The organism is Actinoplanes sp. NBC_00393, assembly GCF_036053395.1.
GTDB lineage: Bacteria > Actinomycetota > Actinomycetes > Mycobacteriales > Micromonosporaceae > Actinoplanes.
In genome coordinates, this window is the sequence record NZ_CP107942.1 from 5,427,902 (window position 1) to 5,452,478 (window position 24,577).

The 24,577-nt window shown below is 70.9% G+C and carries 25 protein-coding genes and 1 pseudogene; 13 read left to right on the forward strand and 13 right to left on the reverse strand.

Annotation, left to right across the window (positions count from 1 at the left end; genetic code table 11):
- Positions 1–2: 2 nt before the first annotated feature.
- Positions 3–878: an FAD binding domain-containing protein gene (locus OHA21_RS25335; protein ID WP_328477764.1), complete on the reverse strand. Its 876-nt coding sequence runs from the start codon at positions 876–878 to the stop codon at positions 3–5.
- A 119-nt stretch (positions 879–997) separates the two neighbouring features.
- Between OHA21_RS25335 and OHA21_RS25340 the strand changes: the two genes are divergently transcribed.
- On the forward strand, positions 998–2,050 hold the full coding sequence (locus OHA21_RS25340; protein ID WP_328477766.1) for an XdhC family protein: 1,053 nt from the start codon (positions 998–1,000) through the stop codon (positions 2,048–2,050).
- On the opposite strand, the gene OHA21_RS25345 is transcribed toward OHA21_RS25340, so the two are convergent.
- On the reverse strand, positions 2,000–3,004 hold the full coding sequence (locus OHA21_RS25345) for an aminoglycoside phosphotransferase family protein (protein WP_328477768.1): 1,005 nt from the start codon (positions 3,002–3,004) through the stop codon (positions 2,000–2,002). The two genes, OHA21_RS25340 and OHA21_RS25345, sit on opposite strands and share 51 nt — an antisense overlap.
- Before the next feature lie 613 nt (positions 3,005–3,617).
- Complete coding sequence (locus OHA21_RS25350) at positions 3,618–3,914, reverse strand: metal-sensitive transcriptional regulator (RefSeq protein ID WP_328477770.1); 297 nt, start codon at positions 3,912–3,914, stop codon at positions 3,618–3,620.
- Positions 3,915–3,991: 77 nt separating this feature from the next.
- Between OHA21_RS25350 and OHA21_RS25355 the strand changes: the two genes are divergently transcribed.
- From OHA21_RS25355 to OHA21_RS25365, 3 genes are read left to right on the forward strand one after another with little or no spacing between them, the layout of a single operon-like run.
- Entirely contained in the window at positions 3,992–4,198 is a 207-nt protein-coding gene (locus tag OHA21_RS25355) for a heavy-metal-associated domain-containing protein (RefSeq protein ID WP_442875138.1), read from the forward strand.
- A complete protein-coding gene (locus OHA21_RS25360) occupies positions 4,195–5,100 on the forward strand; it encodes a hypothetical protein (protein WP_328477774.1) in 906 nt (301 codons plus the stop codon). The genes OHA21_RS25355 and OHA21_RS25360 overlap by 4 nt, the downstream gene beginning before the upstream one ends.
- A 10-nt stretch (positions 5,101–5,110) precedes the next feature.
- Positions 5,111–7,321, forward strand: a complete 2,211-nt coding sequence (locus OHA21_RS25365) for a heavy metal translocating P-type ATPase (protein WP_442875139.1) — start codon at positions 5,111–5,113, stop codon at positions 7,319–7,321.
- A 38-nt stretch (positions 7,322–7,359) separates the two neighbouring features.
- Here the strand turns inward: OHA21_RS25365 and tuf are convergent, their stop codons facing one another.
- A complete protein-coding gene (tuf, locus tag OHA21_RS25370) occupies positions 7,360–8,550 on the reverse strand; it encodes an elongation factor Tu (RefSeq protein ID WP_328477778.1) in 1,191 nt (396 codons plus the stop codon).
- A 335-nt stretch (positions 8,551–8,885) separates the two neighbouring features.
- On the opposite strand from tuf, the pseudogene OHA21_RS25375 reads away from it, so the two are divergent.
- Together OHA21_RS25375 and OHA21_RS25380 are read left to right on the forward strand one after the other, a co-directional pair.
- Positions 8,886–9,086, forward strand: a pseudogene (locus OHA21_RS25375) (PfkB family carbohydrate kinase); the annotation flags it as partial.
- 157 nt (positions 9,087–9,243) lie between these two features.
- Entirely contained in the window at positions 9,244–9,735 is a 492-nt protein-coding gene (locus OHA21_RS25380; protein WP_328477780.1) for a PfkB family carbohydrate kinase, read from the forward strand.
- Here the strand turns inward: OHA21_RS25380 and OHA21_RS25385 are convergent.
- A complete protein-coding gene (locus tag OHA21_RS25385; RefSeq protein ID WP_328477782.1) occupies positions 9,713–10,063 on the reverse strand; it encodes a nuclear transport factor 2 family protein in 351 nt (116 codons plus the stop codon). The two genes, OHA21_RS25380 and OHA21_RS25385, sit on opposite strands and share 23 nt — an antisense overlap.
- 264 nt (positions 10,064–10,327) lie before the next feature.
- On the opposite strand from OHA21_RS25385, the gene OHA21_RS25390 reads away from it, so the two are divergent.
- Positions 10,328–10,957: a DUF4360 domain-containing protein gene (locus OHA21_RS25390; protein WP_328477784.1), complete on the forward strand. Its 630-nt coding sequence runs from the start codon at positions 10,328–10,330 to the stop codon at positions 10,955–10,957.
- Here the strand turns inward: OHA21_RS25390 and OHA21_RS25395 are convergent.
- From OHA21_RS25395 to OHA21_RS25405, 3 genes are all read right to left on the reverse strand, one after another.
- The gene (locus OHA21_RS25395; protein WP_328477786.1) at positions 10,930–11,838 is read right to left on the reverse strand and encodes a DUF559 domain-containing protein; all 909 of its coding nucleotides are present in this window, start codon (positions 11,836–11,838) and stop codon (positions 10,930–10,932) included. The genes OHA21_RS25390 and OHA21_RS25395 overlap by 28 nt on opposite strands.
- 419 nt (positions 11,839–12,257) lie before the next feature.
- Entirely contained in the window at positions 12,258–12,920 is a 663-nt protein-coding gene (locus OHA21_RS25400; protein ID WP_328477788.1) for a response regulator transcription factor, read from the reverse strand.
- 60 nt (positions 12,921–12,980) lie between these two features.
- Entirely contained in the window at positions 12,981–14,045 is a 1,065-nt protein-coding gene (locus OHA21_RS25405) for a sensor histidine kinase (protein ID WP_328477790.1), read from the reverse strand.
- A 99-nt stretch (positions 14,046–14,144) separates the two neighbouring features.
- On the opposite strand from OHA21_RS25405, the gene OHA21_RS25410 reads away from it, so the two are divergent.
- The 4 genes from OHA21_RS25410 to OHA21_RS25425 all read left to right on the forward strand — a co-directional run bounded on the left by OHA21_RS25410 (position 14,145) and on the right by OHA21_RS25425 (position 17,151).
- Complete coding sequence (locus tag OHA21_RS25410) at positions 14,145–14,852, forward strand: ABC transporter ATP-binding protein (protein ID WP_328477792.1); 708 nt, start codon at positions 14,145–14,147, stop codon at positions 14,850–14,852.
- Positions 14,849–15,598 (forward strand): hypothetical protein, encoded by a 750-nt coding sequence (locus OHA21_RS25415; RefSeq protein WP_328477794.1) that lies wholly within the window; start codon positions 14,849–14,851, stop codon positions 15,596–15,598. The genes OHA21_RS25410 and OHA21_RS25415 overlap by 4 nt, the downstream gene beginning before the upstream one ends.
- On the forward strand, positions 15,595–16,152 hold the full coding sequence (locus OHA21_RS25420) for a hypothetical protein (RefSeq protein WP_328477796.1): 558 nt from the start codon (positions 15,595–15,597) through the stop codon (positions 16,150–16,152). Before OHA21_RS25415 ends, OHA21_RS25420 begins: the two co-directional genes overlap by 4 nt.
- A gap of 165 nt (positions 16,153–16,317) precedes the next feature.
- Positions 16,318–17,151 (forward strand): SDR family oxidoreductase, encoded by an 834-nt coding sequence (locus tag OHA21_RS25425; protein ID WP_328477798.1) that lies wholly within the window; start codon positions 16,318–16,320, stop codon positions 17,149–17,151.
- A 33-nt stretch (positions 17,152–17,184) separates the two neighbouring features.
- On the opposite strand, the gene OHA21_RS25430 is transcribed toward OHA21_RS25425, so the two are convergent.
- From OHA21_RS25430 to OHA21_RS25440, 3 genes are read right to left on the reverse strand one after another with little or no spacing between them, the layout of a single operon-like run.
- Entirely contained in the window at positions 17,185–18,885 is a 1,701-nt protein-coding gene (locus tag OHA21_RS25430) for a glycerol-3-phosphate dehydrogenase/oxidase (protein ID WP_442875174.1), read from the reverse strand.
- The gene (glpK, locus tag OHA21_RS25435) at positions 18,882–20,399 is read right to left on the reverse strand and encodes a glycerol kinase GlpK (RefSeq protein WP_328477802.1); all 1,518 of its coding nucleotides are present in this window, start codon (positions 20,397–20,399) and stop codon (positions 18,882–18,884) included. Before glpK (OHA21_RS25435) ends, OHA21_RS25430 begins: the two co-directional genes overlap by 4 nt.
- Positions 20,392–21,237 carry an MIP/aquaporin family protein gene (locus OHA21_RS25440; RefSeq protein ID WP_328477804.1) on the reverse strand — a complete coding sequence of 282 codons (846 nt, stop codon included), beginning with the start codon at positions 21,235–21,237 and terminating at the stop codon, positions 20,392–20,394. Before OHA21_RS25440 ends, glpK (OHA21_RS25435) begins: the two co-directional genes overlap by 8 nt.
- Positions 21,238–21,362: 125 nt before the next feature.
- Between OHA21_RS25440 and OHA21_RS25445 the strand changes: the two genes are divergently transcribed.
- Together OHA21_RS25445 and glpK (OHA21_RS25450) are read left to right on the forward strand one after the other, a co-directional pair.
- Positions 21,363–22,118 (forward strand): IclR family transcriptional regulator, encoded by a 756-nt coding sequence (locus OHA21_RS25445; RefSeq protein WP_328477806.1) that lies wholly within the window; start codon positions 21,363–21,365, stop codon positions 22,116–22,118.
- The gene (gene glpK, locus OHA21_RS25450) at positions 22,115–23,608 is read left to right on the forward strand and encodes a glycerol kinase GlpK (RefSeq protein ID WP_328477808.1); all 1,494 of its coding nucleotides are present in this window, start codon (positions 22,115–22,117) and stop codon (positions 23,606–23,608) included. The genes OHA21_RS25445 and glpK (OHA21_RS25450) overlap by 4 nt, the downstream gene beginning before the upstream one ends.
- 4 nt (positions 23,609–23,612) lie before the next feature.
- Here glpK (OHA21_RS25450) and OHA21_RS25455 read toward each other — a convergent pair whose 3' ends face one another.
- Together OHA21_RS25455 and OHA21_RS25460 are read right to left on the reverse strand one after the other, a co-directional pair.
- Positions 23,613–24,179: a hemerythrin domain-containing protein gene (locus OHA21_RS25455; protein WP_328477810.1), complete on the reverse strand. Its 567-nt coding sequence runs from the start codon at positions 24,177–24,179 to the stop codon at positions 23,613–23,615.
- 38 nt (positions 24,180–24,217) lie between these two features.
- Entirely contained in the window at positions 24,218–24,451 is a 234-nt protein-coding gene (locus tag OHA21_RS25460) for a zinc-ribbon domain-containing protein (RefSeq protein ID WP_328477812.1), read from the reverse strand.
- Between the last annotated feature and the right edge of the window lie 126 nt (positions 24,452–24,577).

Sequence of the window (24,577 nt, forward strand, 5' to 3'; positions counted from 1 at the left end):
GATCAGCTCCTCGCCCGCTCTACGGCCTTGCGCAGGGTGCGCCGGGTCAATTCGTCCGCAAGGTGCCGCTTGTAGTCGGCGCTGCCGCGGGTGTCGGTGACCGGGTCGCAGCTGCGGGCGGCGATCGCACCGGCCAGTTCGTACCGGCTCTCGTCGGGCGCCTGGCCACGCAGCGACGCGGAGATCTCCGGGATGCCGGTGGTGTTCGGGCCGACCGCGGCCAGTCCCACCCGGGCGTCGACGATGTTGCCCGCGTCGTCGAGCCAGACGGCCGCACCGGCGGACACCACTGCCCAGTCCCCCGCCCGGCGCTCGACCTTGGCATAGGCACTGCCTGACCTGTACGACTTAACCGGGATGCGAATCTCGGTGAGGATCTCGTTCTCCGCGACGGCCGTCTCGTACGGGCCGACGTGGAACTCCTCCATGCTCACGACCCGCTCACCCTGAGAACCACGGATGACGCAGCTCGCGTCCAACGTGGTGCAGACCGCGGACAGGTCCTCCGACGGGTCCGCCTGGCAGAGCGAGCCACCCAGCGTGCCCCGGTTGCGCACCACCGGGTCGGCGATCACCCGTTCCGCGTCCCGGAAGATCGGGAACACCTCGGCCAGCGCGTCGGACTCCAGCAGCTCCCGGTGCCGGGTCATGGCCCCGATCCGTACCTCATCGGCGCCGAGGCGGATGTACCCAAGCTCGCCGTGCAGATCATTGATGTCGATCAGATACTCGAAGTTCGCCAGCCGGAGCTTCATCATCGGCAGCAGGCTGTGGCCCCCGGCCACCAGCCGCGCTGAACTTCCCAGACGTTCCAGCAGACCAATGGCTTGATCCACGCTCGTGGCACGTTCGTATTCGAACGGAGCCGGCACCTGCACCCTGCACCTCCCGTGATTCGCGCCGACCCTCGCGCGCCACGCGTCCAATGTCAACAGCGACCTAAGTGTTCGCTTAACCAGTCGTTGACTCGGATGCAGAGATCACGGAGTCTGCTGGGATGCGCGACATCGTTGACGGCCTCCTCGCCTGGCGCGCCGCGGGGATCTCCTTCGCGGTGGCGACCGTGGTGAACACCTGGCGATCAGCGCCCCGGCAGCCCGGCGCGGCGATGGCGGTCAACGAGCACGGCGACGTTCTGGGCAGCGTTTCCGGGGGCTGCGTGGAGGGCGCGGTCTATACCTCCGCGCAAGAAGTGATAGAAACCGGAAAGGCTCAGACTCAAACGTACGGGGTGAGCGACGGAGACGCCTTCGAAGTGGGCCTCACCTGTGGCGGCACCATCGAGGTGATGATCCAGCCGGACTCCGCGCTGACCGCCCTCGATGCCGTGCTCGCCGCGATCGCCGCCGGCCGTCCGGTCGCCACGGTCTCGCTGCCCGACGCACAGCTGGTGGTCTGGCCGGACCGGGTCGAGGGCACCCTCGGCGACGCGGAACTGGACCGGATCGCCGGCCGGCAGGCCGCCGGACTGCTCGCCCACGGCCGCACCAACATGATCACCGCCTGCGAGCGCGAGGTCTTCGTCCAGTCCTGGGCGGCGCCGGCCCGCATGATCGTGTTCGGCGCCATCGACTTCGCCGCCGCGGTGGCCCGGATCGGCAAGTTCCTCGGCTACCAGGTCACCGTCTGCGACGCCCGCAGCGTGTTCGCCACCCCGGCCCGCTTCCCGGACGCCGACGAGGTGGTCGTCGAGTGGCCGCACCGCTACCTGGAAGCCACCTCGGTCGACGAGCGCACCGTGCTGTGCGTGCTCACCCACGACCCGAAGTTCGACATCCCGCTGCTCGAGGTCGCCCTGCACACCCCCGCCCGGTACATCGGGGCGATGGGCAGCCGGCGCACCTGCGAAGACCGCGTGCGCCGGCTGCGCGAGGCCGGCGTCTCCGAGGCCGCACTGTCCCGCCTGCGCGCACCCATCGGCCTCGACCTGGGCGCCCGTACCCCGGAGGAAACCGCGGTCGCCGTGGCCGCCGAGATAGTCGCCCTCTCCTGGGGCGGCTCAGGCGCCCCGCTGACCGACCTGACCGCCCCCATCCACGGCCCGGCCTAACCCATTGCCAGCTGGTTGACACGGCTGTTCGGGAGGCGCGGGAACAGCCGCTGCCTCGGTCAGCACCTCGTTGATCACGTGGCGGTGTTCTTCGGCCTGCGGTCGGTTGTCGGCGGTGAGCGCGCCGGTCAGCACGAGCATCGCCTTCCACAGCGCCCAGCCGCGGGCCCGCGCCCAGGTGCCCGCGTCCTGCGCCACTGCCTCCCGGAAGGCTGCGCGGCTGCCGTCGGCCTCGCCGAACATGGTCCAGGCGATCACCAGGTCGCAGGCGGGATCGCCGACCCCGGACGTGCCGAAGTCGATCACGGCGGTCAGCTTGCCGCCGGCGATCAGGAGGTTTCCGGCGGCGATGTCACCGTGGAACCAGACCGGAGGGCCGAGCCAGTCGGCGGCCAGGGCGGCCTGCCAGACCTCGGCGGCCAGGGCGGTGTCGATGTGACCGTTCAGCGCGGTCAGGCAGCGGCGGGTCTCCGCGTCGTATTGCGCCAGGGAAGCGCCCCGGAACCAGCTGTGCTCACCCGCGGGCGGCCCACCGGCCGGGTCACAGCGTTGCAGGGCCCGGATGAATCCGGCCACCGAGCGGGCGAACGCGGCCAGGTCGTCGATCCGGCCCGCCGCGGCCGTCTCGCCCGGCAGCCAGGCACGCACCGACCAGGGGTACGGATACCCCTCCCCCGGTATCCCAGCAGCGAGCACCCGCGGGATGGCAACCGGCAGCTGCGGCGCGAGCCGGGGCAGGCACTCGTTCTCCTTGGCGACAGCCGGCACATAGCCGGGGGCGGTCGGCAGGCGCACGGTCATGTCGTCGCCCAGCCGGTAGGTCCGGTTGTCCCAGCCGTCCACCGCGACCGGCGTCACCGGCAGATCCCGCCAGCGCGGGAACTGCGCGGCGATGAGCCGCCGCACCAGCCCCACGTCGATGCCGGCCCGGCCATCCGGACCTGTCGAAGTCATGCCCCGGATCATCGTCGGCCCCGCCCACCCGAACCACCCATTTAGCCTGCGGCCGCTGAGCCGGAAGCAGCAGTGCAGGTCAGCCCACCAACCCCAGCTGACCGCCAATGTCGCTTCGCGGGGGCGGAGGCAGCACTGCCGGTCAGCCCGCAAACGCAGCTGACCGCCAACGTCCCTTCACGGCGCCGGAGGCAGCACTGCCGGTCAGCCCCGCAAACGCAGCTGACCGCCAACGTCCCTTCACGGCGCCGGAGGCAGCACTGCCGGTCAGCCCGCAAACGCAGCTGACCGCCAACGTCCCTTCACGGCGCCGGAGGCAGCACTGCCGGTCAGCCCCGCAAACGCAGCTGACCGCCAACGTCCCTTCACGGCGCCGGAGGCAGCACTGCCGGTCAGCCCGCAAACGCAGCTGACCGCCAACGTCCCTTCACAGCGCCGGAGGCAGCACTGCCGGTCAGCCCAGCAACCCAATGTCGCTTCGCGGGGCGGAGGCAGCGGTGGGGGTCAGCTGGGGGGTGGGCATGAGCCGGCAGCGGGCTAGGGCCGGGACGGACCGCCTGGCGCGGCCGCCGGGAGAGCGGGGACTCTGCGTCACGCGTACCGGGAAGGAGGGTTAACCGCGCTTCATGAGGCGGCCGACCGCGGCCATCAGCTCGGAGGCCATCTCGTCCGCGCGGCCCTCCTGGGCGCCCTCGTGCATGCAGTGCCGGGCGTGCCCGTCGAGGAGGCCGAGCGCGACCTTGTCGAGCGCGGCCTGGATGGCGGAGATCTGGGTGAGGATGTCGATGCAGTACCGATCGTCCTCGACCATGCGCTCGATGCCGCGCACCTGGCCCTCGATGCGGCGCAGCCGGGACTGCAGGTTGTCCTTGGAGGCCGTGTATCCGCGGGTCGGCGCAGGGTTGGTCATGGTCGCGATGGTACAACCCCCCAGGGGTATGGCGAGCATGCTTGGTACCCCTACCGGGTATCTGTATGGTGGGAAGCATGACGACCTACTCCGTTCTCGGAATGACCTGTGGCCACTGCGTCGAGTCGGTGCGGGCGGAGGTGAGCCGGATTCCCGGCGTGACCGACGTCGCGGTCGATCTGGCCGCCGGCTCGATGACCGTCACAGCGACGTCGCCGGTCGGCGAGGAGACTGTTCGTGCCGCTGTCGACGAGGCCGGATATGAGCTGGGGGTGCCGTCGTGAGAACGTCCGTGAAGCTGGGCGCCTACGCTCTCGGGCTCGTCGTGGTGTTCGGGGCCGCGGCGGGGGCCGGCCGGGCGCTGGGCCCGGAGATCGAAGAGCCACCTGCGCACCACGCCGCCGAGCCCAGCACAGCTCACGTTCCCGGCGGGCTGCAGGTCGCGCAGGACGGCTACCGGCTGACCCCGATCACCACCGGGCTGAGCACCGGCGATGCCGAGCCGTTCCGGTTCCGGGTGCTCGGGCCGGACGGGATGCCGGTGACCGCCTACACCACGAACCATGACAAGGATCTGCACCTGATCGTCGTCCGCCGGGACCTGTCCGGGTTCCAGCACGTGCATCCCACCCTCGGCGCGGACGGGACGTGGACGATTCCGCTGGCGGTGGATACCCCCGGGCAGTATCGGGTGTTCGCCGACTTCCAGCCGTCCGGTTCCGGGGGCCTCACGCTCGGCGTGGACGTGCCGGCTGCCGGTGACTACCAGCCCCGGCCGCTTCCGGCGGTGTCCCGGACGGCCGAGGTGGACGGGTACACGGTCACCCTGACCGGTGATCTCACCGCCGGCGCGTCCGCCGATCTGACGCTGGCCGTGAGCCGGGACGGGCAGCCGGTCACCGACCTGGAGCCCTACCTCGGGGCGGCCGGGCACCTGGTCGCGCTCCGCGACGGCGACCTGGCCTACCTGCACGTGCACCCCACCGACGAGCGGAGCCTGTCCTTCGCGGCGGAGGTGCCGTCGGCCGGGGTCTACCGTTTGTATCTGGACTTCAAGCACGACGGGAAGGTGCACACCGCCGAGTTCACCGCCGCCACCTCCGGCATCGTGGTCCCGCGGCCGGCACAGTCCGCGCCGGGACAGTCCGCGCCGGCTCACGACGCCGACGGCCACACCCATGACTGAGGGACGTGCCATGACGTTGCAGATTGCGCCCCAGCAGATCGAGCTGGCGATCGGCGGCATGACCTGTGCCTCGTGCGCGGCGCGGATCGAGAAGAAGCTGAACCGGATGGACGGCGTGACGGCCACGGTCAACTACGCCACCGAGAAGGCGACGGTCCGGGTCGACGGTGGGGTCACCGCGGCTGACCTGATCGCCACGGTGGAGAAGACCGGGTACACCGCCACGGTGCCGCAGCAGGAGGAGGAGACGCCTGTCGAGAAGGCGGACCCGCTGAAGACGCGGCTGCTGATCTCGATCACGCTGAGTGTGCCGGTGATCGCCCTCGCCATGGTGCCGGCCTGGCAGTTCACCTACTGGCAGTGGCTGTCGCTGACGCTGGCCGCGCCGGTCGTGGTCTACGGCGGGTGGCCGTTCCACCGGGCCGCGGCGGTGAACCTGTGGCACGGCGCGGCGACCATGGACACGCTGGTCTCGCTGGGCACGCTGGCCGCGTTCGGCTGGTCGCTGTGGGCGCTGTTCCTCGGCACGGCCGGCGAGCCGGGGATGACGCACCCGTTCAGCCTCACCATCTCCCGCACTGACGGGGCCGGCAACATCTACCTGGAGGCGGCCGCCGGGGTGACCACGTTCCTCCTGGCCGGGCGGTATTTCGAGGCACGCTCCAAGCGCCGGGCCGGCGCCGCGCTGCGGGCCCTGCTCGAGCTCGGCGCCAAGGACGTGGCGGTGCTGCGCGGCGGCGCCGAGGTACGCGTCCCGGTGGACCAGCTGGCCGTGGGCGACCGGTTCGTGGTCCGGCCGGGCGAGAAGATCGCCACCGACGGGATCGTCGAGGACGGCTCCTCGGCGGTGGACCTGAGCATGCTGACCGGCGAGAGCGTGCCGGTCGAGATCGGCCCGGGCGGTGCGGTGGTCGGTGCGACCGTGAACGCGGGCGGCCGATTGATCGTACGGGCCACCCGCGTCGGCGCCGACACCCAGCTCGCACAGATGGCGCGCCTCGTCGAGCAGGCGCAGGCGGGCAAGGCCGACGTCCAGCGGCTCGCCGACCGGATCTCCGGGATCTTCGTGCCGATCGTCATCGCCCTCGCGGCGGGGACGCTCGGCTGGTGGTTCGGCACCGGCGCGGGCTGGACGGCCGCGTTCACCGCCGCCGTGGCCGTGCTGATCATCGCCTGCCCGTGCGCGCTGGGTCTGGCCACGCCGACCGCGCTGCTGGTCGGCACCGGCCGGGGCGCCCAGCTCGGCATCCTGATCAAGGGTCCGGAGGTGCTCGAATCGACGCGCCGGGTGGACACCGTCGTGCTCGACAAGACGGGCACGGTCACCACCGGCACCATGGCGTTCGCCGCCGTCGTTCCGGCGCCCGGCGTGGACCGCGACGAGTTGCTGCGGCTGGCCGCGTCCGTGGAGGCCGCGTCCGAGCATCCGATCGCCCGCGCGATCGCCGCCACCTCGGGCGATCCGGTCGAGAACTTCAAGAACATCGAAGGCTTGGGCGTACGCGGAACCGTGGCCGGACGCGACGTGCTGGTGGGGCGACCCGCCCTGCTGGAGCGGGAAGGCCTCGAGATTCCGGCCGAGGTCGCACAGGCGGCCGTCGCCGAGCAGGAGGCCGGCCGGACCGCGATCCTGGCCGGCTGGGACGGCGTGGCCCGGGGCGTCCTGTCGGTCGCCGACGCGGTGAAGCCGACCAGCCGGGAAGCGGTCGCCGGGCTGCGCCGTCTGGGCCTGCACCCGGTGCTGCTGACCGGCGACAACCTCACCGTGGCCCGCGCGGTGGCCGCCGAGGTGGGCATCGACGAGGTGATCGCCGAGGTGCTGCCGGCCGACAAGGTCGACGTGGTGAAGCGGTTGCAGGAGTCCGGCAAGGTCGTCGCGATGGTCGGCGACGGGGTCAACGACGCGGCCGCGCTGGCTCAGGCCGATCTGGGGCTGGCGATGGGCACCGGTACGGACGTCGCGATCGAAGCGTCGGACCTGACGCTGGTGCGCGGTGACCTGACCGCGACGGTCGATGCGATCCGGCTGTCCCGGCGCACCCTGCGGATCATCAAGAGCAACCTGTTCTGGGCCTTCGCGTACAACATCGCGGCCCTGCCCCTGGCCGCCGCCGGTCTGCTCAGCCCGATGATCGCGGGCGGGGCGATGGCCTTCAGCTCGGTCTTCGTCGTCGCCAACAGCCTGCGGCTGCGCCGGTTCAAGCCGGTGTACGGCGGCTGAGCGGGTGGCCCGGCGCTTGCCGGGCCACCCGCATGGAACTAGTCGAGCACCGCGGTCACGGTGCCGGCGGCGACGGTGCGGTTCCCCTCGCGGACGGCGAAGCCGAGACCCACCTCCAGGGCGACCTCCTTGCCCAGGGTCACGGTCACCTCCTCGAGGGTGTCGCCCGGCATGACCAGGTCACGGTCGCCGAGGTCTATCCCGCCGGACACGTCGGTGGTGTGGAAGTAGAACTGCGGCCGGTAGTTCGCCTCGAACGGCGTGTGCCGGCCACCCTCCTCCTTCGTCAGCGCGTACATCCTGGCCTGGAAGACCTTGTGCGGCTGCACGCTGCCGGGCGCGGCAACCACCTGGCCCCGCTGCACCTGCTCGCGCTTGATCCCGCGGAGCAGGACGGCGGCGTTGTCGCCGGCCTGCGCCGACTCCAGGACCTTGCCGAACATCTCCAGGCCGGTGGCGACGCTGGCGACGGTCGGGCCGAGACCCACCACCTCGACCGCCTCGCCGGCGCGCAGCTCGCCGCGCTCCACCTTGCCGGTCACGACGGTGCCGCGGCCGCTGATCGACAGCACGTTCTCGATCGGCATCAGGAACGGCTCGCCGAGCTCGCGCGGCGGGATCGGCACGTAGTCGTCGACCGCCTCGAGCAGCTCCACGATCTTCGCCGTCCACTCCGGGTCGCCCTCGAGCGCCTTCAGCGCGCTGACCCGCACCACCGGGACCTCGTCGCCGGGGAACCCGTACTGCGACAGCAGCTCGCGGACCTCCAGCTCGACCAGGTCGAGCAGCTCCGGGTCGTCCACGGTGTCGCTCTTGTTCAGGGCGACCACGAGGTACGGCACGCCGACCCGCTGGGCGAGCAGCACGTGCTCGCGGGTCTGCGGCATCGACCCGTCCTGCGCCGAGACGACCAGGATCGCGCCGTCCACCTGCGCCGCCCCCGTGATCATGTTCTTCACGTAGTCGGCGTGGCCGGGCATGTCGACGTGGGCGTAGTGGCGGTTCGGGGTCTCGTACTCGACGTGGGCGATGGTGATGGTGATCCCGCGCGCGGCCTCCTCCGGGGCCTTGTCGATCCCCTCGAACGCGACGTACCGGTTGGAGGCCGGGTCGCGGTCGGCGAGGACCTTGGTGATGGCGGCGGTCAGGGTCGTCTTGCCGTGGTCGACGTGGCCCATCGTGCCGATGTTGACGTGCGGCTTCGTACGGATGAACTGGCTCTTGGCCATGATCTTTTCTTTCCTCACTGGATGCGAGGCAACCGGGGTGATGCGCGACCCGATGCCAGCCGGGACGCGCCAGAACCGCGCACGGAGCAGCCCACCCTTCCCCTGGGTTCTGCTGCTGGTGGGGAAGGGTCAGACTCGGGTATCAACGCACGCGGGAGCCGCCACGAAAGGCAGCTGCGGACCGTGTGCGGTGAACATGCCGAGGACAGTAGCTCGGTTCCCGATCAACGACCACTCGATTACGGGTTCGCGCCGCCGAGGATGGGTAGCTACCGAGGGTGACTGGTGAGCGGGTGGTGGTGGCCGGGCAACTGGCCCGGGATCTGGTGCTGGTCGTGGACGCTCTGCCGCCGGGCGGAAGTTCGGCGGACGCCCGGCAGCGGCTGGAGATGCTCGGCGGCAAAGGGGCCAACCAGGCGGTGGCACTGGCGCAACTCGGGGCGGCGCCGGCGCTGCTGGCGGTCCGCGGCGACGACCAGATCGGCGCCGAACTACTGGCCCAGGCGCGCCGGGACGGGATCGACGTGTCCGGAGTGGTGTGCCGGGCGGGCGCTCTCACCGGGGTGATCGTGGAGGTTCTGGAGGCGGACGGGACCTGGCGGTATCTGCAGCATCTGCCGGAGCCGGTGCTGCTCACCCCGGAGGACGTCGCGGCTGCTGAAGCGGTGTTCCGGGGGGGCTCAGGGCGTACTCGTGCAACTGCAGCAACCCGGGCCCGCGGCACTCGCCGCAGCCCGGCTGGGGCGTGCGCAGGGCGCGCTGGTGGTGCTGGACGGCGCGCCCGGCGAGGATGCCGACCGGGCGGCCCTGCTGGCCGCGGCCGACGTGGTACGCACCGACGACAACGAGACCGAGCTGCTCACCGGCCTGCCGGCGAAGGATCCGGCCGCGCTGCGGGACGCGGTTCTCAAGATCGAGGGGCCGCGGTTGTTCGCCCTCGGCCTGCCGGACGCGAACTACTTCGTCTGGCGCGACGGCTCCGTCGGCGACCTGTTGATTCCGCTCGGTGACGAGCCGGTCGTCGACACCACCGGCGGCGGTGACGCCCTGACGGCGGCGCTGACGGTCGCCCTGCTGCGCGGCGCATCGCCGGAGGCCGCGGCCCGGCGCGCGGTGGCGGCCTCCGGCGCCACGGTCACCCACCCGGGCGGGCGCCCGGACCTCACGGCTCCAGCGGACGACTGACGTCCCAGTGCTCGACGATCATGAAGTCCTCGAACCGCCAGATGTCGACCACCGCCTCGGGCGTCCCCTCGACCGGGAACAGGTGATAGTGCGCCACCACGAACTCGGGGTCGGCGACGACGTGCTGCAACTCCAGCCGGGCGGTGGCCAGCGGGGAGTTCTTGATGAACTCGATCCACGCGTCCCGGCCGGACGGGGCGCCCGGACTGTGCGTCACGAAATCCTCTCGGATGATCTCGAAAAGCACGTCGGTGTCCCCCGCCGCGAACCGGCCGAACGCGTCCAGGAAACGCCTCTTGTTCTCTGCCGCGACATCGATGTCAGTCATGCCCCCACGGTCGCACCGCTTCGGCTGCCTGTCGACCTAGCATCGACCGGCTCCCTTGTCCGGCGTTTCGGGAATGTCTGTCCGGACGTCCGGCCACCATGCGCCCGGACGGTCAATTAACCGGCCCGGCAGCACACCGGCAAGCGTTTCCCTCACGCTATTTCCTGCGCCGCGCAACCGGCTGTACGTACGTTTTTCAGCGGCGCCCGAACCTTTTTGCGAGGCGCATTCCCGAGTTCCCTGGATTTACCTGGAGGAAAATTCATGCTTTCCGCGATCGCCGCCGGCGCCATGCTCGTCTCGACGCTGGGGGCGCCGGCCACAGGCTGGGTGACCGCGCCGCCACCGCCCGAGGAGATGGTCATCGACGTGGTCGCGGCCAACGGCTCCGGCTGTCCGAAAGGCTCCGCGGTGGTGTCGGTGTCGCCGGACAACAAGGCGTTCACGGTCGCGTACAGCGAATTCGTCGCCTCGGTCGGGCCGGACGCCAAACCCACCGACTTCCGGAAGAACTGCCAGCTCGCCCTGGACGTGCACGTTCCGGAGGGGTACACGTACGCGATCGCCGGCGCCGACTACCGCGGATACGCCGGGCTCGAGGAGGGTGCGAGCGGATCGGAAACGGCGCACTACTACTTCCAGGGTGAACCGCACACCACCCGGATCCGGCACGAGTTCAAGGGTTACATGGCGGAGAACTGGCAGCGCACCGACAAGGTGGAGATCAGTTCGATGTCGTTCCTGCCGTGCGGTGAGAAGCGATACCTGAACGTCAACACCGAACTGCGGGTCAACGCCGGCACGGCGAAACAGGCCACCACCAATTTCCTGACGATGGACTCCTCCGACGGCAATCTGGAGACGATTTACCACGTGTCCTGGATGAAGTGCTGAGCTTTCTCGGCAAGCGCGGCCGTCACCGTGGCGACGACGTGCTGCGGGTTGCGCAGCACGTCGTCCGCGGTGAAACGCAGAACTGTCCATCCGGCCATCCGCAGCGCGTTCAGCCTGGCGACGTCCTGCCGGAACCGCGCCGGAGTCCGGTGGTGGTCACCGTCGTACTCGACGATCAGGGCGGCATCCGGCCAGGCCAGGTCGACCCGGGCCAGTGGCCGGCCGTCTAGGTGCCGGACCTCGAACTGCGGAACGCCGGGCGGTAGCCGGGCGTCGGCCAGCAGCAGCCGCAGCCGCGACTCCATCGGCGACTCGGCCCGCGCGTCCGCGAGCGTCAGCAGGTCGTAGAGGGCGGCGCTGCCCGGCCAGGCGAAGCGTCGCAAGATCAGGGCACGCAGCGCGTCCCGGCTCACCAGATGCCGGTGGAGCATCGCGTCGAGCAGTGGCAGGGCGTCGGCTCGCGGGAGGCGGCGGCCGAGGTCGAAGGCGGTCCGCGTGGGCGTCGTGACCGGCATTCCGTCGCGGACGGTGAGGTCGTTCTCGGCGAGAATCGTGTAGTGCACCGCGAGCTGGTTGACCAGTCGGGTACTCCGGTTGCGCGGCATGACTACGGAGACCTGTTTCGTGCGGCAATCGAGGCCCCAGAGCAGGGCAGCGCTCAGACCGCCGATCGCGGCACCGGCCGGCAGCCTGAGCGCGACGGCGCGGCACCAGGTCCGGTGGTCCAGCGGAGCGTCCCGGTGCAGATACACGTCGCGCAGCAACTGCCGCCAGTGCGAGCCGCGCAGCATGGGTTTGCTGATGAGCCCGGAGCGGACGGCGCTCGAGCCGCGAAAGGGGTGTTCGCGGAGTTCGGCCGGAACCCGGGGTGCGACAGGCATCGCGACAGCATCGCGCTTTCCTCGCTGCTGAGTTCGCGGCCCTGTGGACAAGCCGGGACTGTGGACAACCGAGGTCACCGCCTCGGCGTGCGGCTCGCTGATCATCCAGAGCGTTTCTGGAAGGCCGGCCGCGCGTTGGGGCTGTCTCAAGCGCTCGCAAAGGTCTCTACTGCGCGGCCGGCTGATCATCAGGCCGCGAAAATGGGGCTCGGCCGCACGTTGGAGCGGTAACGGCCGGACACGGGTGACGGCGGGGCCGGTGGCTCGGCGAGGCGGGTGGGCTCGGGTGAGGCGGGGGCTCGGGTGAGGCGGGTCGCACTCGAGGCCGGGCGTGGAGCGGCCTGGCACGGCCGGCACGGCACGGCGCGGCACGCCCCGGCACGGCACGGTGCGCCGGCGTGGTGCAGCCTGGCGGGGGGTCAGCGGGGGCGGACCAGGGCGGCGTTGTAGGCGGCGATGACCAGCTGGGCCCGGTCGCGGGCGGACAGTTTGGCGAGCAGGTGGGTGATGTGCGTCTTGACGGTCTTGACGGAGATGACCAGGGCGGCGGCGATCTCGTCGTTGGAGAGGCCGTTGCCGATCAGGGCGAGCACCTCCACCTCGCGCGGGGTGAGGGTGCGCAGTTCGGCGGGTGGGCGGTCCGGGCGGGGCGCCGCTACGTAGTGGGCGACCAGGCGGGTCAGGATCGAGGGCGCGAAGAGGGACTCGCCGCGGTGGGTGCGCCGGACGGCGTCGAGCAGTTCTTCCGGGCGGGCATCCTTCAGCAGGAAACCCGAGGCGCCGGCGTGCAGGGCCGCGTAGACGTACTCGTCGAGTTCGAACATGCTCAGCACGAGTACCCGGGCGCCGGTCAGGGCGGGGTCGGCGCAGATGCGGCGGGTGGCTTCGAGGCCGTCCAGACCCGGCATCCGTACGTCCATCAGCACCACATCAGGCTGGGCTGACCGGGCCCGACGCACCGCGTCCGCGCCGTCTCCGGCCTGGCCGACGACGGCCAGATCCGGCTCGTTGTCGATGATCATGGACAGGCTCTGCCGAAGCAGCGGCTGATCATCAACCAGCAGCACCCGAATAGCCGTCATGCGCCGGCCTCGCCGGAACAGCAAGCCGTCATGCGCCGGCCTCGCCGGAACAGCAAGCCGTCATGCGCCGGCCTCGTCGGGGATGCGGGCGGTCAGGCGGAAGCCGCCGTCGACGGGCTCGGCCAGCAGGGTTCCGCCCAGGCTGGTGATCCGCTCGCGCAGGCCGTCCAAGCCGTGGCCGGCGCCCGGCACGGCGCGCCAGCCCGGTGTCGACGGGCCCCGGTCGGCCACGCTGACCACCACGAACGAGCCGTCGCGGTGGACGCGTACGAGCACGTCCGACGACGGGCCGGCGTGGCGGGCGGTGTTGCTCAGGCCTTCGCGTACCGTCCGGCAGACCGCGACCTGCACTCCCTGCGTGACCTCGCCCAGCGGCTCGGCCGCCAGCCGCGGTCGCAGCCCGGCCGCTTCGGCGGCCCGCACGATGCCGGGCAGGGCGTCCAGGTTCTCCAGCGGGGTACGCGGACCGCCCGCCCCCGGTTCCCGGAGCACCGTGAGCATGCGACGGAGTTCGGCGGTGGCGTGCCGGCTGGCCTCCTCGATGTCGGTGAGCGCCTCCCCCACCTCGGGCGGTTTCGGCAGGTGGCGGGTGCTGGCCGCGCGCACGGTGATCAGGCCGAGCCCGTGCGAGACGAGATCGTGCAGGTCCCGGGCGATCCGCAGGCGCTCCTCGAGGACGGCCTCGGTCGCCGCCCACTCGGTGAGCCGGCGCTCGTAGTCGGCCCGGTCGGCCCGCCACCGCCGCACCGCCCAGATCACCGCGGCGACAGCGCTGCCGCCGATCACCGGCGGGATGATCCTGGTGGCCGGCCCGGAGGCGCCGACCGTGCACATCGCAAGGACCAGCACGGTGGCGACCACGGCGACGACCGGAACGGCACGGCTGCGCCACGCCGGGCGCGGTTGGGCGGCCGCGGCGCCAGCGCTGGCTGGGGTGGCACGGCTGCGCCCAAACGGTTGGGCGGCCCCGGCACCGAAGATGGCCGAGGTGGCACGGCTGCGCCGAAACGGTGGGGCCGCGGCGCCGTCGATGGCCGGGGTGGCACGGCTGCGCCGAAACGGTGGGGCCGCGGCGCCGTTGATGGCCGGGGTGGCACGGCTGCTCCGGAACGGTTGGGCGGGCACGGGCCCGACTGTAGTCCTCGGACCAGGGTCTTAGACGGTGCGCGGAAGCTGCGAGCCGGGTCCGATGTGCCCGGTCCGGTACGCCGGTTGACTGGCCCTATGATCACGATCGACCAGGTCAGCAAGACCAAGGGCCGGGCCCGGATCCTGCACGAGGTGAGTTTCGAGGCGCGGCCCGGCCGGGTGACGGGCTTCCTCGGGCCGAACGGCGCCGGCAAGACGTCCACGCTGCGCATCCTGCTCGGGCTGGACCGCCCGGGCGGTGGGAGCGCACTGATCGACGGCCGACCGTACGCTGCCTGGGACCGCCCGCTGACCGTCGCCGGGGCGCTGCTGGACGGCAGCGGCGCGCACCGGTCCCGGTCCGCCCGCGCCCATCTGCGCTGGGTGGCGGCGAGCAACGGGCTGCCCCGGGCCCGGGTCGAGGAGGTGCTCGACCTGGTCGGTCTCACCGGCGACGCGGGGAAGCGGGCCGGGAAGTTCTCGCTCGGCATGAGCCGCCGGCTCGGGCTGGCCGCGGCGCTGCTCGGCGATCCGGCGGTGTTGATCCTGGACGAACCGGTGAACGGCCTGGACCCGGCGGGGATCCGGTGGATGCGGGCGTTCCTGCGGGACAGCGCCGACGAGGGCCGGACCGTTCTGCTCTCCAGTCATCTGATGGGCGAGCTGGCCGAGATCGCCGACGACGTGGTGATCATCGATCGGGGCCGGGTGGTGACGCGGGGCACGCTCGCCGAGGTGACCGGTGGTCATCCGACGCTGGAGGACGCCTTCCTGGCGCTGACCGCGGCCGGCCGACCGTGGTGAGTCTCGTCCGCGCTGAGCTGCGCAAACTTCTCAGCCTGCGGACCGCCTGGGTGGGTCTGGTGCTGGGTCTGCTGGCGGCGCCCGCGCTCGTGGTGATCAACGCGCCCGCGACCCGCCGGGCGATCGCCGACGGGATCGTGGGCGACGTCTCCGACATCGGTTTCCAGAATCTCGGGATCGGCGTACTCGGCGCGATGATCCTCGGCGTGGTGACGGTGAGCAGCGAGTACACCGCGACCGGCGAGGACACTCCGGGGGCACGCCAGCTCATCGCGACCCTCACCGCGGCGCCGCGCCGCACGCGGCTGATTGCCGCCAAGGCGGCCGCGCTCAGCCTGGTGGTCGCGCTGCAAGGGGCCCTCACCGCGGTCGCGACGCTCGCCCTGACACAACAGATGCACGGTACGGCGGTCCCGGCGCCCGAGCCGGTCCGGGTGCTGGCGGCGGTCTTCTACTGGACGCTGATCGCGCTTCTGGCGTACGCGATCACACTGATCGCCCGCAACGGCATCATCACGCTGACCCTGCTGATCGTGAACTCCGCGGTCGTGTCGTTCTCCTACCTGCTGACGAAGGTGACGCCGCTCGCCGCCTACCTGCCGGACATCGTCGGTGCGCACATGTTCCTGCGCAGCATCGACGTCCCGGTGCGGATCACGCCGGTGACCGCCGCGCTGGTGATGACCGCCTGGGTGGCCGGGCTGCTCGCGATCGCCGGATACCTCTTCCAGCGACGTGACGCGTGAACGCGTTCCGCGCCGAACTCGGCAAGCTGCTCACCCTGCCGTCGTTGTGGATCACCGCCCTGCTCACCGCGGCGGTGACGGTGCTGCTGCGGGCCGTCGGGCTGCCCGGCTCGGTGCTCGTACACACCCAGGCCGGGCTGCTGGTCCTCGGGGTGCTGGCCGCGGCACACGAGTACCAGGGCGGCGGTCAGATCCGGACCACCCTGCTGGCGATGCCGCGCCGGCTGCCGCTCGCCGCCGCGAAGACCGCCGCGCTGACCGTGCTGGCTTTCCCGGTCGCCGGTGTGGTCGCGGCGCTGGCCGGGGAGCTGTCGGCAACCCCTCGGGCAGCGCTGTCGATGCTGGTGGCGGCGGGTGTCGGCGGACTCGTGCGGCAGACGGTGGCGTCGGTGGGGATCGTGCTCACGGCGTACGTCATCGTGGCTCCGTTGATGGCCGCGCGCCTGCCGGCGAGCGCGCGCTGGATGCCGGACGCCGGCTGGGCGGCCGCGCTGATCTGGGCTTTCGCCCTGGTCGCAGCCTGGGCGATCACCCTGCGCGGCCGCGACGCCTGAAACTCAGCGGCAGGAGGCCGGCCAAAAGCCGCGGCGGGAGGCCGGCCAAGCGGTCGCGCAGGGTGGATCGCTACGGTGACGGCTCAGCGGCGGGAGCTGGTGAGGCGGCCGCACTGTCCTGAATTCAGGACGGGATCCGGCCGCTATGGCCGATACGTTGCGGGCATGACAGCCGAAACCCGTACCGTCCTGGTCACCGGCGCCACCGGCAACGTGGGCCGCCCGCTCGTCGACAGCCTGCTCGCGGGCGGCCACCGGGTCCGCGCCCTGACCCGCGACCCGGCCCGCGCCGCCCTGCCCGCCGGAGTCGACGTGATCGCCGGCAACCTCGCCGACACCGCCGGCCTGGCCCGGGCCTTCGACGGCGCCGACGCCGCCCACCTGATCACCTTCGGTGACGACTACGCCCCGCTGACCAACGGCGCCGAGATCGCCGCGCTGGCGATCAAGAGCGGGCTGGCGAAGGTGTCGATCCTCAAGGGAGACGTCACGAAGAGCCCGCTCGAGGCGGAGATCGAGGCCAGCGGCCTGCGCTGGACCGGCCTCGGCCCGGTGGAGTTCATGTCCAACACCCTGGATTGGGCCGAGTCGGTCCGGACCGAGTCGGTGATCCGGGCCGGCTTCCCGGAGTCCCGCAGCGCGATGATCCACGACGGGGACATCGCCGAGACCGCCGCGGTCGTGCTGACCACCGACGGCCACGACGGCCGGGAGTACTGGCTGACCGGACCCGAGGTGCTGACCCCGCCGGACCAGGCCCGGATCATCGGCGAGGTGCTGGGCCGCGAGATCCGCTTCGTCGCGCTGTCCCGCGACGAGATGATCGCCGAGTGGCGCGGGCAGGGGTTCGGCGACGACGACATCGAGTTCTTCCTGGCGATGCGCACCGACCCGCCGGAGGCGGGATACACCGTGCTGCCCACGGTCGAGCAGGTCACCGGCCGCCCGGCCCGCACCTACCGGACTTGGGTCTCGGAGAACCGCGCGGCCTTCAGCTGACGGCCGCGCGGCCTTCGAAATCAACCACAGAGATCACAACCGCAGGGGTACGACGTCCGGCGCGCCCAGTCGTGCCGCGTCGGCGGTCTCGTCGTCCTGCTGTTCCTGGGAAGCGCGTTCGGCCTCCACCCGCAGCCGGTAGTTCTCCACCTCCCGCTCGATCTGGCCGGGTGTCCACCCCAGCACCCGGCCCATCAGCTCGGCCGCGTCCCGCGCGGCGACGGTGCCGCGGTCGAACGTCTCGATCGAGATCCGGGTACGCCGGGCGAGCACATCCACCAGATGCCGGGCCCCCTCGGCCGAGGCTGCGTAGACGAACTCGGCCCGCAGGTAGTCGTCGGCGCCCTCGATCGGCCGGCCCAGGTCCGGATCGTCGCGGATCAGGTCGAGCAGCTCCTGGGTGAGCGTGCCGTACCGGCCGAGCAGGTGCTCGACCCGGGCCACGTGCAGCCCGGAGGAGGCGGCCAGCAGACCCCGCCGGTTCCACAGCGCCGGATAGCCTTCCGCGCCGACCAGCGGCACCTGGTCGGTGACACAGCGCGCCACCGAGCGCGCCAGCCCGTGCACGCAGGCGTCGATCGCGTCCTTGGCCATCACCCGGTACGTCGTGTACTTGCCCCCGGCGACCACGACGAGCCCCGGCACCGGGCTGCCGACCGAGTGCTCCCGGGACAGCTTGGACGTCGAGTCCGACTCGCCGGTGAGCAGCGGCCGCAGCCCGGCGTAGACACCTTCCACGTCGGCGCGTTCCAGCGGCCGGGACAGGACCTTGTTCACCTCTCTGAGCAGGTAGTCGATGTCCTTGCTGGAGGCGGCCGGATGCGCCTTGTCCAGGGCCCAGTCGGTGTCGGTGGTGCCGACGATCCAGTGCCGGCCCCACGGGATCACGAAGAGCACGCTGGACGCGGTGCGCAGGATCAGCCCGGTCGAGGACTGGATCCGGTCGCGGGGTACGACCAGGTGGATGCCCTTCGACGCCCGGACGTGGATCTGCCCGCGTTCGCCGACCAGTTTCTGGGTGTCGTCGGTCCACACCCCGGTCGCGTTGACCACCTGCTGGGCGCGGATCTCGAAGGTCCGGTCGTGTTCGAGGTCGTGGACGCGTACGCCGGTGACCCGCTCGCCCTCGCGCAGGAAGCCGACGACCTCGGTGCGGGAGACGACGTGCGCGCCGTACGCCGCGGCGGTCCGGGCCAGGAACAGGGTGTGCCGGGCGTCGTCCACCTTCGCGTCGTAGTACTGCAGCGCGCCGACCAGGGAGTCCGAACGCAGCGACGGGCAGGCCCGCAGCGCGCCCCGGCGGGTCAGGTGCCGGTGGCGGGGCAGCGAGTGCGACCACGCCATGGTGTCGTAGAGGGTGACCCCGAGCCCGGCGTAGAGCCGCTCCCAGCCGTGGTGCTGGAGCGGGTAGAGAAACCGGACCGGGCGGGCCAGGTGCGGCGCGAGGCGCTGCAGGATCAGACCGCGTTCCCGCAGCGCCTCGCGTACCAGCCCGAAGTCCAGCATCTCCAGATAGCGCAGGCCGCCGTGGATCAGCTTGCTGGACCGGCTGGAGGTGCCGGAGGCGAAGTCGCGCGCTTCGACGAGGCCCACGGTCAAACCCCTGGTGACCGCGTCGAGCGCGCAACCCGCCCCCACCACTCCCCCACCGATCACCAGCACGTCGACCTCGGCCTCCGCGAGGGTGGTCAGGGCGGCGTCCCGGTAGTCCGGAGAAAGAGCTGTCATGATCAGTCCACATCCACCCAGTCGAGGGTTCGCTGCACCGCCTTCTTCCACTTGCCGAAGCCCTGCTCGCGCTGTTCCTGCGACCAGTCCGGCTGCCAGCGCTGCGACTCGTTCCAGTTCTCGCGCAGTTCGTCGGTGTTCTTCCAGAAGCCCACCGCGAGGCCGGCCGCATATGCGGCGCCCAGTGCCGTCGTCTCGGCCACCACCGGGCGGCTGACCGGCACGCCGAGCACGTCCGCCTGGATCTGCATGCAGAGGTTGTTCATGGTGATGCCGCCGTCCACCTTGAGCACGTCCAGCGTCACCCCGGAGTCCTGTGCCATCGCGTCGACCACGTCGCGGGTCTGGTAGCAGATCGCTTCCAGGGTGGCCCGGGCGATGTGCGCGCTGGTGTTGAAGCGCGACAGCCCGACGATGGCGCCCCGCGCGTCCGACCGCCAGTAGGGCGCGAACAGGCCGGAGAACGCCGGTACGAAGTAGACGCCGCCGTTGTCCGGGACCTGCGCCGCCAGGCTCTCGCTCTCGGACGCCTCGTGGATGAGGTGCAGCTGGTCACGCAGCCACTGCACGGCGGAGCCGGTGACCGCGATCGAGCCTTCGAGGGCGTAGACCGGGGCGGCGTCGCCCAGCTTGTAGCAGACCGTCGTGAGCAGCCCGTTCTCCGAGCGGACCAGGTTCGTCCCGGTGTTGAGCAGCATGAAGTTGCCCGTACCGTAGGTGTTCTTGGCCTCGCCCGGTGCGAAGCAGACCTGGCCCACCGTGGCGGCCTGCTGGTCGCCGAGGTCCCCGGTGATCGGGACGTCGCCGCCCAGCGGTCCCGGCGAGTGCGCCGAGCCGTAGCTGTTCGGGTCGGAGGAGGGCCGGATCTCCGGCAGCATCTGCCGCGGGATGTTGAAGAACGACAGCAGCTCGTCGTCCCAGTCCAGCGTCTCCAGGTTCATCAGCATGGTGCGGCTGGCGTTGGTGACGTCGGTGAGGTGGTTGCCACCCTCCACGCCGCCGGTCATGTTCCAGATCAGCCAGCTGTCGGTGTTGCCGAAGATCGCGTCGCCGCGTTCGGCCGCCTCGCGGACGCCGTCGACGTTCTCCAGGATCCACTGGATCTTGCCGCCGGAGAAGTACGTGGCCGGTGGCAGGCCGGCCTTGCGGCGGATGACGTCGCCGCGCCCGTCCCGGTCCAGCGCCGAGGCGATCCGGTCGGTACGCGTGTCCTGCCAGACGATCGCGTTGTAGTAGGGCCGGCCGGTGCGCCGGTCCCACACCACCGCGGTCTCGCGCTGGTTGGTGATCCCGACCGCGGCCAGGTCGCTCGCCGCCAGGTTCGCCTTCTGCATCGCGGTGCGCACCACCGCGTTCGTACGCTCCCAAATCTCGATCGGATTGTGCTCCACCCAGCCGGCCTGAGGCAGGATCTGCTCGTGCTCGAGTTGGTGACGGCCCACCTCGTTGCCGCCGTGATCGAAGATCATGAATCGGGTGCTGGTGGTGCCCTGGTCCACTGCACCGACGAAGTCAGCCACGGCGTGCCTCCACGTTGTCGTCCTCTCCACGGGGTGTCGGTACCCGGCCCGGCTCCGGCGGTTCCGCCGAGGGCAGGAAGCGCCCGACCAGAACTTTGTACAGGCCCGCGCCGATGACACCACCGATGATGGGCGCGACTATCGGCACCCAGAAGTAGAGATACCCCGTCTGATCTCGGAACGCGTCCTCATAACCGGTGAGGAAGCTGGCGAGTCTCGGCCCGAAGTCACGGGCCGGGTTGATCGCGTAGCCGGCGGCGGTCCCCCACGCCATGCCGATGCCGACGACGATCAGGCCGATGATGAACGGGGCCAGGTTGGCCTGCGGTGGTGTGCTGAGCACGTCGGTGACCGCGAGGATCAGGAACAGCAGGATCGCGGTGCCGATGATCTGGTCGCGGAACGCGCCCCACTCGCCGATCGGCAGCGTGCCGTTGCCCGGCAGGGTGGAGAAGACACCCTGCGTCTTGATGGTCAGTCCCGGGTCCGCCGCGTTCAGGACCTCGGTGTAGTTCCAGCGCACCAGAAGGGCCGCGACGAACGCGCCGAGGAACTGGGCCACGATGTACGGTGCCACCTTGCGCCAGGAGAAGCCCTGGAAGACGGCGAGCGCGATGGTGACCGCCGGATTGAGGTGCGCGCCGCTGATCCGCGCCGCGACGTAGACGCCGAACACCACGCCCAGGCCCCAGGCCCAGGCGATACTGTCGTGATCGCCGATACCGGCCCCGGCGACCTGCGCCACCACGCCGACACCGAACAGAATGAGGATCATCGTGCCGGCGAACTCGGCCGCGAACTCGCCGAGCAAGCCGGGGATCTTGGGTCGTGTAGCCATGCTCCCTCCCTGATTCCGATGTCCTGGACGCTAGGAAGGGCATGGATATGAGGCAATGAACAGCGGTCGGCATTGTCGAACATCGACCACAGCGCGTCGTCACGCGGTGGCATAGAGTCCGAAACATGCCCGGCACGGTGCAGTCGATCGAGCGAGCCGCCGCGATCCTGCGGATACTGGCGACTGGCCCGGGCCGGCTCGGTCTCAGCGAGATCGCCCGCGCCCTCGACCTGGCCAAAGGCACCACCCACGGCATCCTGCGCACGCTGCAGGTGGTCGGTTTCGTCGAGCAGGACCGGGTCTCCGGGCAGTACCAGCTCGGCGGCGCGCTGCTGCACCTGGGCACCAGCTATCTCGACATCAACGAACTGCGCTCCCGGTCGATCAACTGGGCCGACCCGCTCGCCGCGCGCAGCGGGGAGGCGGTCCGGATCGGCACCGTCCTGGAGGGCCGGGTGCTGGTCGTGCACCACGTCTTCCGGCCCGACGACACGTTCCAGACCCTCGACGTCGGTGCCCTGCTGCCGTTGCACGCCACCGCGATGGGCAAGGTGCTGCTGGCGTACCGGGCCGGTTCTTTCGATTTCTCGGATCTCGAGGCGTTCACGCGGCTGACCATCGTGGAGCCCCGCGCGCTCGCCACCGCGCTGGAGGGTGTCCGCGAAGCCGGCTGGGCCACCGAGGTCGAGGAGTTCCTGCTCGGCCAGGCCGCCGTCGCGGCGCCGATCCGCGGTTACGGCGGCCTGGTGGTCGGCGCGATCGGCATCTCCGGGCCGGTCGAGCGCATCTGCGACAGCCACTACCGGCCGCACCCCCGCCTCGTCAGCTACGTCCGCGACGCCGCCCGCGCGGTGTCCCGCGACCTGGGAGCCGCCCGATGACCGAGCGATACGTGGTCGCGATCGACCAGGGCACGACGTCCACCCGCTGCATCGTCTTCGACCGGCGGGGACAGCTCGTCTCCCTCGCCCAGCAGGAGCACAAACAACACTTCCCGAAACCCGGCTGGGTCGAGCACGACGCGGCCGAGATCTGGCGCAACGTGGAACGGCTGGCGCCGCGGGCGCTGCGCCGGGCCGGAATCGGCCTCGATCAGGTGGCCGCGCTGGGCATCGCCAACCAGCGGGAGACCACGGTGCTGTGGGACCGGCAGACCGGTACGCCGATCGGCCGCGCGATCATCTGGCAGGACACCCGGACCGACGCGCTGGTGCACGAGCTGTCCGGCCGACCAGAGGCGGCGTCGCTGCAGGAGCGTTCCGGCCTGCCGCTGGCCACCTACTTCTCCGGCCCGCGCCTGAAATGGGCCCTGGACCACACCCCCGGCCTGCGTGAACGCGCCGAACGCGGCGACGTGCTCTGCGGCACCATGGAGACCTGGCTGATCTGGAACCTGACCGGCGGCCTGCACGTCACCGACGTCACCAACGCGAGCCGCACGATGCTGCTGGACGTGCGCACCCTGGAGTGGTCACCGGAGGCGTGCGCGTTCTTCGGCATCCCGCCGGCCATGCTGCCCGAGGTGCGGCCGTCGATCGGGGTGTTCGGCACGGCGACGGCGGCGTTTCCCGGGGTGCGGATCGGGGCGGCTCTCGGCGATCAGCAGGCGGCGCTGTTCGGGCAGACCTGTTTCACGCCGGGCGAGGCGAAATGCACGTACGGGACCGGCAGTTTCTTGCTGCTCAACACCGGCACCGAGTTGGTGCGCTCGGAGAACGGGCTGCTCAGCACGGTGGCGTACCAGATCGCCGGCGAGCCGGCGGCGTACGCCCTGGAGGGCTCGATCGCGATCACCGGCTCGCTGGTGCAGTGGTTCCGCGACCAGCTCGAGCTGATCTCCAGCGCGCCCGAGATCGAGACCCTGGCCCGGACCGTGGCGGACAACGGCGGCTGCTACATCGTGCCCGCCTTCTCCGGCCTGTACGCGCCGTACTGGCGCAGCGAGGCCCGCGGCGTGATCGTGGGCCTGACCTCGTACATCACCAAGGGCCACCTGGCCCGCGCGGTGCTGGAGGCGACCGCCTGGCAGACCCGCGAGGTGGTCGACGCGATGAACGCGAACTCCGGGCTCACCCTCACCACGCTCAAGGTCGACGGCGGGATGACCGCGGACAACCTGCTGATGCAGATGATCGCGGACGTGCTGGACGTGCCGCTGGTCCGGCCGCTCGCGGTGGAGACGGTGTCGCTGGGTGCGGCGTACGCGGCCGGGCTGGCCGTCGGGTACTGGCCGGACCTGGACGGGCTGCGCCGCAACTGGCACATCGCCGGCCAGTGGATGCCGGCCATGAACCCGGAGGTGCGCTCCACCGAGTACGCCAACTGGCGCCGCGCGGTGGAACGCACCTTCGACTGGATCCAGCCGGCCTGATCAGCTACTTCGTGGCGCGGCCGCTCAGCTTGTCGCGCAGCCGGTCGACCAGGCCGACGCCGGGGCCGACCAGCTTGTGGAACAGCTCGGCGTTGGGGGCGCCGGGGTGCGGCCGGGTGGGCGCCAGCTTCTTGGCGGTCTCCACCTTGCCGGCCAGCTCGACCAGCTCCTGCGCCGGCACCACACTGCGCAGCTGGGGGAACTGGTCGGTCTCCTCATCCTGCACGTGGTCGGCGAGCAGCTCCTCCAGCTTGTTCAGCGCCTGGGAGAACTCGGAGGTCTCGACGTCGAGGCCCTCGAGGCGCTTCATCGTCTCCTCGAGTTCCTTGTGCTCCTCGATGTCGTGCTCGACGGCCTTCTCGCCCTCGGGCAGGTACTTCTTCATGACCGGGTAGACGTACATCTCCTCGGCCACGGCGTGCCGCACCAGCTCGCTGATCGCGGTGTCGGTCAGGTCACGCCGGATCATCGGGTCGGCGACCGACCGAATGTTGGCGATCAGGGCGGTCACGTCACGGTGGTCGGCGACGAGGACGTCGATCACGTCCCCGCCACTCTGCGGGCTCGTCACGGTCTCCTCCAGGGGCAGTCGGACCAAACGACTGCCGCCTACCCCCGATGGGCCAGGTTATGCGCGTGACCGGCCTCGCGGAAACCGCGGCAGTGGCCGCACACCAGATACTCCCGGCTCGGCTTGACCGGGAACAGCGGGATGAAGAACAGGGTGAACTTCGTGCTGCGCCGCAGCACCGACTGGGGCGCCTCCCACCCGCAGATCTCGCAGATCATCATGCGGGTGCCGGCCATGTGGTCCTTGGTCCGCAGACCGAACAGCAGGAACAACGGACTCTCCTCGACTCGCGTGACTTGATCCCATGGTCTTACCCACAAGCAAACCCTTCAGTACGCCGCCGCCCTGCCGACTGAGCATGTCGAGAGTTGACGACTCAACGAGCAAAGGACGGCTTG